The 11,072-nt window shown below is 43.8% G+C and carries 8 protein-coding genes; 2 read left to right on the top strand and 6 right to left on the bottom strand.

The window, feature by feature from the left end; genetic code table 11:
* Positions 1–58: 58 nt before the first annotated feature.
* From ACK8OT_RS16070 to guaB, 4 genes are all read right to left on the bottom strand, one after another.
* Positions 59–2,371, bottom strand: coding sequence for an AAA family ATPase (locus ACK8OT_RS16070; RefSeq protein ID WP_410197520.1), 2,313 nt, complete (start codon positions 2,369–2,371; stop codon positions 59–61).
* A gap of 154 nt (positions 2,372–2,525) precedes the next feature.
* Complete coding sequence (locus ACK8OT_RS16065) at positions 2,526–3,713, bottom strand: tyrosine-type recombinase/integrase (RefSeq protein WP_410197519.1); 1,188 nt, start codon at positions 3,711–3,713, stop codon at positions 2,526–2,528.
* Between the two features lie 332 nt (positions 3,714–4,045).
* On the bottom strand, positions 4,046–5,626 hold the full coding sequence (gene guaA, locus ACK8OT_RS16060; RefSeq protein WP_410197518.1) for a glutamine-hydrolyzing GMP synthase: 1,581 nt from the start codon (positions 5,624–5,626) through the stop codon (positions 4,046–4,048).
* A gap of 71 nt (positions 5,627–5,697) precedes the next feature.
* Positions 5,698–7,161, bottom strand: a complete 1,464-nt coding sequence (gene guaB, locus ACK8OT_RS16055; protein WP_410197517.1) for an IMP dehydrogenase — start codon at positions 7,159–7,161, stop codon at positions 5,698–5,700.
* A 169-nt stretch (positions 7,162–7,330) separates the two neighbouring features.
* On the opposite strand from guaB, the gene xseA reads away from it, so the two are divergent.
* Both xseA and ACK8OT_RS16045 read left to right on the top strand, forming a co-directional pair.
* Positions 7,331–8,659, top strand: a complete 1,329-nt coding sequence (xseA, locus tag ACK8OT_RS16050; RefSeq protein WP_410197516.1) for an exodeoxyribonuclease VII large subunit — start codon at positions 7,331–7,333, stop codon at positions 8,657–8,659.
* Between the two features lie 361 nt (positions 8,660–9,020).
* Positions 9,021–9,197: a hypothetical protein gene (locus ACK8OT_RS16045; protein WP_410197515.1), complete on the top strand. Its 177-nt coding sequence runs from the start codon at positions 9,021–9,023 to the stop codon at positions 9,195–9,197.
* 73 nt (positions 9,198–9,270) lie between these two features.
* Here ACK8OT_RS16045 and ACK8OT_RS16040 read toward each other — a convergent pair whose 3' ends face one another.
* Together ACK8OT_RS16040 and der are read right to left on the bottom strand one after the other, a co-directional pair.
* The gene (locus ACK8OT_RS16040) at positions 9,271–9,504 is read right to left on the bottom strand and encodes a zinc ribbon domain-containing protein (protein ID WP_410197514.1); all 234 of its coding nucleotides are present in this window, start codon (positions 9,502–9,504) and stop codon (positions 9,271–9,273) included.
* Between the two features lie 12 nt (positions 9,505–9,516).
* Positions 9,517–11,007: a ribosome biogenesis GTPase Der gene (der, locus tag ACK8OT_RS16035; RefSeq protein WP_410197513.1), complete on the bottom strand. Its 1,491-nt coding sequence runs from the start codon at positions 11,005–11,007 to the stop codon at positions 9,517–9,519.
* Positions 11,008–11,072: the final 65 nt, after the last annotated feature.

Genomic DNA, 11,072 nt, shown 5'->3' with positions numbered 1-11,072 from the left:
TTAGATCGATCTGATTGAAAAAAGCTCTACCAACAAAGCAGAGCTTATTGAGGTGTAATTAAATACCTGTAATGAATTGTAGCGTTTCTTGAGCGTATGATTGAACGGTTTGTAGATCCAAACTTTGGATCTTAGTATCAAAACCGTCTGCGTGATGAAACGCCTTAGAAAATTCATTAATTTTAGTAATTTGGCTTATCTGATTGTGTGTATCGAAGAAGTGACTACTTGGATCTGTCTCATCTCGAATCATCGTAATCATATTACCTAGCCAAATACCCTCGTTAAACTCTCTAGGGTATAAAAAGCGTAGGTGTGCTTCTAAAATAGGGCGAATAGAACGAGCTACTTCAATCTTTGATTCATCTTTTGCGTCAGCAACAAAATCATAGAGCTTGTTATATTCTTTATGGTAAGAGTGAAGAACATGAGAGTCATAGTCGCTTCTTTCGATCATTTGACTAGATATGTATTGAGAACTATCACCTTTAAGAGGATCTGATTTTTTATATGACACATCAATCTCAAAGCACTTAGTATGTTGAGATAATATCGAGTATTTCTGAATCTCAGATAAGAAGAACGGATCGTGACTAAACACGATGGTTTGATAACCGTTGTTAATAAGCCTTTCGATCTCAACGATAGTTGCGTCTTTGCGGTAGTTATCTAAAGACGACATAGGATCGTCTAACACAATGATAGAATTGTCGCTATTTTCTTTAGCAAATTTAGACAAGAAGAATGCTAGAGCAAGAGCAGATCTATCCCCGAGACTAAGAACGTGCTCAAAAATGTGTTTGCTATCGTCTTCATTCTCAACAGACAATTCTTTGTCTATGAATGTAATGACATACTTAAGTCGAGTAGTGCCTCCTTTACCTCTGTTATCTGTATTAAGTTCTTTGATTCGTATCATTGAATGAAAGTTTTTCAATAGCTGATTGATAGATTCTTTGTGTTTTTTAATGCTATCTACCTGGGCTTTATTAATTTCTTCTTTAAGCTTTTGAATTGTTTTTGATTTGCAATATTTTTCATCAGCCAGAGATTTGTGATTAGCTAAATCTTCAACAACTTCTGTCTCGAAACGCATCTTGGTTACTTTAATGCTTTCAATCTTGGCTTGAAGAGCTTGAGTTGAACCAGTGTCTAGTTCATTCAAAAACTTAGTAACTTGCTCGTTAAATTCTTGCACTTCACTGTTGTATGCCGAGAAATCAAACCCATCGAAAATACTATCGAATAGTTGATTGAATTTAGTGAAATCAGTTTCTAACAATAAGTCTTTTTTCTTCTCTTTGATCAGGTTGACACACTCAAGTACGATTGATGTTGACAAAGAATTAAGGTCTTTAAAGTCATATTGAGGATTGAAGCCTTTGATGCGATCTGACCAAGCATTGATAATCTCACTATTGGACTTTACTAGAGCTTCTAATTCTTCAATTCTACAACCAATGTCTCTTACATCTAATTCGAACTGGTCACTATCAAGCTCGAACTTATCACTAGCTTTAGTATACGAATCACTTATAAATTCCTGATATAAAATAAAAATATTGGACTTTGATAGAGGTTGAGCGCAAAAAGGGCAATTGTTTGATTCGTTGACCAATTGAGTGCCCGTTTCAAGCCACCAAACATCACGCTCTTTAAGATTATTAGCAATATGCTGCTCAACTTTATCTTGTGCTTCTTTTGAAAGACTCTCGATATTCAGCGTGAAAACGTTTGTATCTAAATCTGGCTTAGCCAGAGCTAGGGGAGAAAGCTTTTTGCGTCTTTTGTAGTGTTCTACACTCTTCAAATCTTGGATTTGAGCTTCAAGAGTTGCAATCTCTGCATCAGCATTGGGAATAACTTTTATCCTACTGATTTGATTAACATTTTTGCTGGGGAATTTAGCTGTAAGTCGTATTTCAATTTCGCGTTGCTTAAGAGTGAGACCGGATATTTCTGTTTTAAGCGTAACAATCTCTTGTTCTTTTAGTACTGATACCTTACCTAATGAAAACTCATAATAATTAGTGAGTTGACTACGATCTTTAGCATTAGGAATATAAAGATTACTATCAATAAACTCTTGATTGAATACTTGGAAATTGAACGGAGTTTGAAGCGAATTCAGCGTTACGTTTGCACCGCCAACTCGAAGAGAGAGAACTGGCACACCATTAGACTCAAGAGGCTTTAACGCTTCTATCGCTGCTTTGTCTGTTTCATTGATGAAATTAAAGATCTTACTTAACGTAGACTTACCAGATCCATTTCGCCCGTAAATCAGGTTTAGCTTATCAAACCCTTGAGATAAGCCTCCCTTATGTTGCCATTGTTTGATATTTTCAATCTTTATTATTTTTTCTAGCATTTATCATCTTTTAAGTTACTTGTACTTCGTTGTACAAAGTGAATATACGACTATAGGCATACTAACATAGTTATCTATGTTTAAAATTGTATCTAACTCAAAGAGTTGAGGAACTGTTTAGAAAATTGCTAATTAATAGTTTTTAGCAAAAATATCACGGCCTAATTACCCACTCATCAATCATATCAGCCCAGTCTTGCAGCATGGCGGTGCGTTGCTCGCGGTATTCGGCCTTGTTATACACTGCCCTGACGCCCTTTTGTTCATGGGCGAGGCATTTTTCAATCCAGTCAGTGTTGTAACCCGCCTCGTGCAATAAGGTGCTAGCGGTGCGGCGTAGATCATGGGGGCCAAATTTAGCGAGGTCTTGGCCATCTTTTTGCGCGGCTTTATAAGTTAGCGTCAGCACTTTGTTGAGGGTTGCACTGCTCATCGGGGCATCGGAGTCATAACGTGATGGCAAGATATAATCTGAGCCGCCGGAAAAGGTTTTTAGGGCGATAAGGAAGTCGATGACTTGGCGAGATAGAAACACCAAATGCGGGTTGCGCCGTTTCATCCGCTCTTTTGGGATAGTCCAAAGGGCTTCACTGAAATTAATCTCGTCCCAAGTGGCATTGGTTAGCTCACTTTTTCGTACCATAGTGAGCAATAGCAGCTTTACCGCTACTCGGATAGTCGGAGTGGTGCCTACTTGCTCAAGGTAACGATACATTAAACCGATTTCTTGCGGGGTTAAGGTGCGATCCCTTGGCTCAAATTTAGCGATACTAGCAGGGCGCACACGATCAGCGGGATTTTCAACTTTTTGGCCACGCTCGATGGCCCAGCGAAATACTTGTAACACAATATCACGGGCATGAACGGCAGTGGCCGGTGCGCCGCGCTCTACTATGGTATCGGTGAGTGCCCGTAGGTCTTCATGGGTGATTTCTGTCAGCTTTTGATTACCAAACTTAGATTTAAGCTCCCGCTCATACACAGAGCGGCGCATATCGCGCGTTGAGTCGGCCATTTGATAACCCCTAAGCCATTTGTCTGCCCAGGCTGCAAACGTCTCGGTATCCTTTATCCGCGATTTACTGCGGGCTTTTTCTTTGGCTGGTGACTTGCCCAATGCAATCACCTTCTTTGCTTCGATTAATCGCTCTCTGGCTTCTGCTAGCGTTATTGTAGGATAGCGACCAAAGGTGATGGTTTCTTGTCTGCCGCTGATGGAATAGTTGTACCGAAATGAGGCGGTGCCTGCTTTGGTCACGGCCACATAAAGACCGTCACGGTCGTTAACTTTGTAAAGTTTATCGCGGGGTTTGAGGCTGCGTAGTTTGGTATCGGTAAGCATGGGCGCGCTCCATCGGCGTAAGCCATTGTCGTGTTTTAGTTCGGATTTAATACCATGCTGAAAACTGACCATGAATTAATATGAATCGCATTTAAATACAATCACTTAATCATTTTCGATACCATGTTAATGAAACAGCCAGTTACATGGTATCAGGTATTTTTTAATGGTATTGAGTTTGATAATACCCCGCGAAATACCCCTGTCAAACCGTGCTTGGTGTTGCTAGGTAGTGCTAGATTTGCCTAGGTTAAAAACAAAAAAAGTCCGCAGTTACGCGGACTTAAGTATGATTTATTGCTTGTTAGTGCCAGTACTTGCTAGACGGAGGATTATTCCCACTCAATCGTCGCTGGCGGCTTACCTGAGATATCGTAAACCACGCGAGAGATACCATCGATTTCGTTGATGATACGGTTTGATACGTGGCCAAGTAGCTCGTAAGGTAAGTGTGACCAACGCGCGGTCATAAAGTCGATGGTTTCAACGCAGCGTAGCGATACAACCCAATCGTATTTACGACAGTCGCCCATTACGCCTACTGAGCGTACTGGTAGGAATACCGTAAACGCTTGGCTCACTTTATGATAGAGATCGGCTTTGCGTAGCTCTTCAATGAAGATAGCATCAGCGCGGCGCAGTAGGTCACAGTATTCTTTTTGGATTTCACCAAGTACGCGTACACCTAGGCCCGGTCCTGGGAATGGGTGGCGGTATAACATGTCGTAAGGTAGGCCTAACTCCAAGCCAATTTTACGCACTTCGTCTTTAAACAATTCGCGAAGTGGCTCAACTAAGCCCATTGCCATATCTTCTGGTAAGCCACCCACGTTGTGGTGTGATTTGATCACATGGGCTTTACCGGTTTTAGACGCAGCTGATTCGATAACGTCTGGGTAAATGGTACCTTGCGCTAACCATTTTGCATTTTTTAGCTTCTTCGATTCTTCATCAAATACATCAACAAAAACATGGCCGATGGTTTTACGTTTTTGCTCTGGATCTGATTGGCCTTTTAGCGCGTTTAAGAAACGGTCTTCGGCTTGAACGTGTACGATGTTTAGACCGAAGTGGTTACCAAACATGTCCATCACTTGCTGGCCTTCGTTTAAACGCAGTAAGCCATTATCTACGAATACACAGGTCAGCTTGTCACCAATGGCACGTTGTATCAGCATAGCAACCACAGATGAGTCAACGCCGCCGCTTAAGCCTAGGATAACTTCGTCGTCACCGACTTGCTCTTTGATACGCGCAACCGCATCTTCGATGATGCTAGCAGGTGTCCATAGGCATTCACACTGACAGATATCTTTAACAAAGTGCTCAAGCATACGCGCGCCTTGGCGAGTATGGGTCACTTCTGGGTGGAATTGCACGCCGTAGAATTTTTTCTCTTCGTTGGCCATCGCGGCAAACTGACAGGTTGCGGTTTTAGCAACTTGGCTAAAGCCAGCAGGAATAGCGGAAACTTTGTCGCCGTGGCTCATCCACACATCTAGCAGTGCATTACCGTTTTGTGCAACCGCATCTTCAATGGCTTTAAATAGGCTACAGGTTTCTAATACTTCAACTTGGGCGTAACCAAATTCGCCTTCGCCTTCGCCCTTGATAACCTTACCGCCCAATTGCTCAGACATGGTTTGCATGCCGTAACAAATACCTAGTACAGGTACGCCCGCATTAAATACATATTCAGGTGCGCGTGGTGAATTAGGTGCAGTGACGCTCTCTGGACCACCCGCTAACACGATACCATTTGGTGCAAAGTCCTTGATATCTTGCTCTTCTACGTCCCAGCTCCATAACTCACAGTAAACACCAATTTCACGGATACGACGTGCAATCAGCTGTGTGTATTGAGAGCCAAAATCTAAAATTAGTATGCGATGTTCGTGAATGTTATTGCTCATAATTGGCAATTGCTCCAGCAAAAATAACAAAGACGGCTGGGTAGCCGCCTTAAAACTATAGGGGTTATGACTTAGCCTAAACGGTAGTTAGGCGCTTCTTTACTAATCGTAACGTCATGTACATGGCTTTCACCCATGCCCGCGCTCGTGATTTTCACAAACTGCGGTTTAGTGCGCATTTCTTCTATGCTGGCAGAGCCTGTCAGACCCATTGCCGAGCGTAGGCCACCCATCTGTTGATGGATGATTTCTTTTAGGCGGCCTTTGTAAGGTACGCGACCTTCGATACCTTCTGGTACCAGTTTGTCTGCAGCGTTATCCGATTGGAAATAACGATCAGATGAACCTTTAGACATCGCGCCCAGTGAACCCATACCACGGTATGACTTAAATGAACGACCTTGGAATAGGATAACTTCACCCGGAGCTTCTTCCGTACCAGCGAACATGCTGCCCATCATCACACAGCTTGCACCAGCAACGATGGCTTTTGCGATGTCACCAGAGAAACGGATACCACCGTCAGCGATAACAGGGACATCTGTTCCCGCTAAGGCTTCTACTGCATCAGAAATAGCGGTAATTTGTGGTACACCACAACCGGTTACGATGCGAGTAGTACAGATAGAGCCAGGGCCGATACCTACTTTAACTGCATCAACCCCTGCGGCTACTAGGGCTTTAGCGCCTTCACCTGTGGCAACGTTACCACCGATGATTTGTAGATCTGGGTAAGTTGCACGCGTTGCCTTGATGCGATCAAGTACGCCTTGTGAGTGACCGTGTGAAGAGTCAATTAACAGCACGTCAACACCAGCTTCAACTAGCGCTTTAATGCGCTCTTCGTTACCTTCACCAGCGCCAACAGCTGCGCCTACACGTAAACGACCTAGCTCGTCTTTACATGCATTAGGTTTACGCTCGGCTTTTTTGAAATCTTTTACTGTGATCAAGCCTTTTAGCTTGAACTTGTCATCCACAACAACCACTTTTTCGATGCGATTTTCGTGCATCACGCGGATAACTTCTTCACGAGAAGCATCAGGACTTACCGTGACAAGGCGCTCTTTAGGCGTCATCACAGCAGAAACAGGTTTCGCTAGGTCTTCTTCAAATACCACGTCACGACCAGTAACAATACCCACCACTTCGTCGCCATTTTCTACCACAGGGTAACCCGCAAAACCGTGGTGCTCGGTTAGTGCTTTAATTTCACGTAAGGTCATTTGTGGGGTAACGGTAACAGGTGCTGAAACCACACCACTTTCGTAGATTTTAACTAAGCGAACTTGCTCAGCTTGGGCTTCGATAGACATGTTTTTGTGGATAAAACCAATACCGCCTTCTTGCGCTAAAGAAATAGCCAAGCGCGCTTCGGTTACCGTATCCATCGCGGCCGATACAACTGGAATATTAAGGGAGATCTTACGTGTTAAACGGGTTTTTAAACTAGCCGTATTAGGTAAGACAGTAGAATGACCTGGTACAAGTAGTACGTCATCAAAGGTTAAAGCTTCTTTTGCGATTCTTAGCATTGCAATATCTCAACAGCGGTTGGGAGTAGAATATTGCGACGGGATTATATGGCTTTGTCACACTTTTAACAAATACAATTTTCATAATTTTCCATATTTTTGTAAGCCTTTGGCGTCATTAGTGCATTTATGGTTACAATAGCGTGAAACCTCACTTGCTTAGTAATTCGTGGTAATTAAAGTGCAATCTATTTATAGCGTTAGTCGATTAAATAAAGAAGTTAAACAACTACTCGAAACAGGCCTAGGCACGGTTTGGCTCAGTGGCGAAATTTCTAACTTAACCATGGCCGCCTCAGGTCACTGGTATCTAACCTTAAAAGATGACCAAGCCCAAGTGCGCTGTGCCATGTTTCGAGGTGCCAATAGTAAAGTGAGTTTGCGGCCTAAAAATGGCTTACAAGTGTTGGTACGCGCCAAGCTTAGCCTATATGAGCCCAGAGGCGATTATCAGCTGATCCTTGAGTCTATGGCTCCTGAGGGTGAAGGCTTATTACAACAAGCTTTTGATGCGCTCAAATTTAAATTAGCTGCGCAAGGCCTGTTTGCCAGCCAACATAAGCAAGCGTTACCCGCCCACCCGACTCGCGTGGGTTTGATCACCTCGGCAACGGGCGCTGCGGTGCACGATATTTTGTCGGTATTGAAGCGCCGTAACCCAAGCTTACACATCATTATCTACCCGAGCCAAGTACAAGGCAAAGCGGCCACACCACAACTGATAAATGCCATCCAATTAGCCAACCAGCGCAATGAGGTTGATTTATTGGTATTGGGTCGCGGCGGCGGCTCGATGGAAGATTTATGGTGCTTTAACGAAGAAGCCTTGGCGCGCGCGGTATTTGACTCAACACTGCCTATAATTAGTGCGGTGGGTCACGAGGTTGACGTAACCATTTGTGATTTTGTTGCCGATGTTCGCGCCGCTACATCATCGGCCGCCGCTGAGTTACTCAGCCAAGACGCCCAGTACTGGAACAACCGGATCAGCGAGCAGCAACATCGTCTCAAGCAAGGCATGCTCTCTATTCTGAACAAGTTGGCCAATCAGTTAAAACAGCAGCAATTAATGCTCACTCATCACGAGCCTAGAGCTAAGTTACAATTGCAAGCGCAGCGGTTAGACGAGCTTGAATTAAGGCTGCATCGAGGCCTTAGACATATGCTGAGCCTGCGCCAAACCAAGCTAAGCAATTTACAAAATAGATTAAGCCAAACTCAACCTTTACAACGGATCTCGCGCCTGCAAGTCCAGCATGAACAACTTTGCCAGCGGCTAACGCGGGGCATGACCTCATACCTTAAGCAAAGTCAGCAACAACAAAAAGCCCTGCTCCAGCAGCTTCACACTGTGAGTCCTTTAGCCACATTAGCCCGAGGTTACTCGATTACCACAGATAGCCAAGGCAAGGTAATAGATAACAGTGAACAATTAAGCCAAGGCGACTTGATCACCACGCGATTTGCCCAAGGTGAAATCGTTGCTAAGGTGCAATAAATAACAAAATGATGCGATTGCAACTTTAATACCAATAACTTAGTTCGCGTTGCAAAGCTTGATATCAGACAATAATAAGTCTTATTTGATTAATTTTAGTGTCGCTTTTTCATTCACTATACTGGCCAAACACTACTATATAAGTATGGAGCGAGTTATTCCTAGATGCTGTTGCATGGATCTTTGCAAAGGGTAAGGCAATCCACCTAGTCGGTGGAAACTGGGGGTTAACCTTTGCAATACAGTGACAAAGTAACTCTCTCAATTAGGCGATCGACAGATCTCAATGACTTAGTCCCTATGTTACTCAATTGTCAGGCTGTAACGTTTGATGGGATGAATATAACTGAGGAGGCACATCATGGATAACTCACGCGCTCGTAGCCCATACCTAACCGAGGAAGAAAAAGTAGAGCACAAAATTCATCTTGCGCAAGATCATCTTCATCAAGCTGAGCATATGATGCAAGAAGCAAAAGTTGAGTTAGCAAACGCGCTACATGAGCAAGAGATAATCGACTTGGAAAGGGATTTATAGATTTAACAGATAGGGAACTTGCTCGTAAGAGCAAGTTCCACTTGTTTGTAACTTAAAGGGGATTATTAGGAGATTATTGAGCAAGCTCGCTTAATCTGTAGTCAGCACTCGACTTAGACTTCATCTCATTACAACTGTTACAGAAAAAATCAACCGCACCACACGCTTTAAGCAGCTCTAAACGCTCACCACATTTATCGCAGTGCACTTGTGCCTGATAGGTTTTGTCACACTTTTCACAGTGATACGTAAACTTACCTAAATAGTTCATCTGTTCATTACAGCTAGGACATGCCAAGGCTTTCATCTTCACCTCCGGTTACTTTTTATGAAACTTCATCATCCGCTTACGTTTACGCTCTTGCGATGCGGTGAGTTTATTCACTTTGCCAGCAAACGGGTTTTCACCTTCTTTAAACTCAACGCGAATAGGTGTACCCATTAAATTCAACGACTTTCTAAAGTAGTTGATCAAGTAACGCTTATAGGCATCAGGCAGTGCAGACACTTGGTTACCATGCACAATAATACGTGGCGGGTTATACCCCCCCGCGTGAGCATAGCGCAATTTAACTCGACGTCCTTTCACTAATGGTGGCTGATGATCTTCTGCCGCCATTTGCATGATGCGCGTCAGCATAGAAGTTGATACACGTTTCGTCGCCGAGGTGTACGCCTCTTGTACCGACTCAAACAAGTGACCCACTCCGGTGCCGTGCAAAGCAGAAATAAAGTGCACGCGAGCAAAGTCGATAAAGCCTAGACGGCGATCAAGTTCGCTCTTAACTCTGTCTTTCACTTCTGAATCAATGCCGTCCCATTTGTTGATAACCACAATCAAAGAGCGACCAGCATTAAGGGTGTAACCCAATAAGCTTAAGTCTTGGTCTGAAATATTTTCACGCGCATCAATAACCAGCATCACCACGTTAGCATCTTCAATGGCTTTGAGGGTTTTAATAACCGAAAACTTTTCTACCGTTTCATAGACTTTTTTACGACGTCTAACCCCAGCCGTATCAATCAGGATGTACTCGCGATCATCGCGTTTCATTGGGATATAAATACTGTCACGCGTGGTGCCCGGTGCGTCATAAACAATCACGCGCTGCTCACCAAGAATGCGGTTTGTCAGAGTTGATTTACCCACATTTGGACGACCAATAATGGCTAGCTTAATCGGCATATCAGCAAAAGCTTGCTCTTGCTCAGCGATTTGCGCTTGTTCCAAAGCATCAAGCTGCGCTAAATCGACTTCAGACAGGTCATCGTTTTGATCAAGCTCTGATTCTGCCAATGGCTCTGCTTCAGGCGTAAACTCGTCAAAGTCTTCAAACGCCTTTTCAATCAGTGAGCGAACCCCTTTACCATGCGCTGCCGCAATCTGATAAACCTCACCTAGGGCTAGCTTATAAAACTCACCCACGGCTGAGTCAGCATCAATGCCGTCGGTTTTGTTCGCCACCAGAAAGACTTTCTTTTCTTGTTTGCGTAGATGCATAGCAATAGCTTCATCTGCCACCGTTAAGCCAGCGCGCGCATCAACCAAGAAGAATACCGCATCGGCTTCTTCTATTGCCTGTAATGATTGGCCTGCCATTAGGGCATCAATGCCTTCTTCATCACCTGTAATACCGCCGGTATCAACGACGATGAAGGAATAATCAGCAACATTAGCCTGACCATATTTGCGGTCGCGGGTTAGGCCGGGAAAATCGGCAACTAATGCATCCCGCGTGCGAGTTAGTCGGTTAAATAAGGTAGATTTGCCAACATTTGGGCGCCCCACCAGAGCAAGCACAGGTAACATCTTAATAATCCTATAAATAACAAAGGCCCCTTATAATAAGGAGCCATATAACAAAGGTGACAATC

It is taken from the genome of Motilimonas thetidivivens (assembly GCF_046452435.1).
Classification (GTDB): domain Bacteria; phylum Pseudomonadota; class Gammaproteobacteria; order Enterobacterales; family CBDFNC01; genus Motilimonas.
Note: the sequence above shows the minus strand (reverse complement) of the source record. Positions and strands in the feature narration are given on the sequence as shown.